Origin of the sequence: Comamonas aquatilis (genome assembly GCF_965139575.1) — a bacterium.
GTDB classification, from domain to species: Bacteria; Pseudomonadota; Gammaproteobacteria; order Burkholderiales; family Burkholderiaceae_C; genus Comamonas; species Comamonas aquatilis.
Map to the genome: position 1 here is coordinate 1 of NZ_CBCSIW010000052.1, position 598 is coordinate 598.

Consider the following 598-nt stretch of genomic DNA (forward strand, 5'->3'; position numbering starts at 1 on the left):
GCTGAACAGCTCGTTGGCCAGCTCTGCACGCTCGACAGGGTCGGCAATGTAGTGCGCCGAGGCGGGACGGGTCAGGAACAGCGAGCCCTTGCCGGCCAGGATCTGCGGATTGAACGGAGGGATCGAACCGGAAGCCGTGCCCAGGCAAACCATCAGGCCGCGTGTCTTCAGGCTGTTGAGCGAGCCTTCAAACGTGTCCTTGCCCACGCTGTCGAACACGGCATTCACGCCCACGCCGTTCGTCAGTTCACGCACGCGCTTGGCCACATCTTCATGGCTGTAGTTGATGGTGTGAACGCAGCCGTTGGCCTTGGCCACTTCGGCCTTGGCATCGCTGGAAACCGTACCGATCACATTCAGACCTTCGAGCTTGGCCCATTGCGACACCAGCATGCCCACGCCACCAGCGGCTGCGTGCAGCAAAATGGTGTCGCCCTTTTTGAAATCCCAGATGCGGCGCATCAGATAAGCAGCCGTCAGACCGCGCATGGTGATCGCGGCAGCGGTTTCAAAGCTGATGTTGTCGGGCAGGCGAATCAGAGGGGCGGCAGAAATCAGACGCTCTGTCGCATAGGCACCCAGCGTATTGAGCGCGCCG

The 598-nt window shown here is 61.2% G+C and carries 1 protein-coding gene; it reads right to left on the bottom strand.

Annotated elements, in window-relative coordinates; translation table 11 throughout:
- On the bottom strand, positions 1-598 hold a 598-nt coding region (locus tag ACNAZA_RS22365), incomplete at both ends, for a zinc-binding dehydrogenase (protein WP_415798692.1).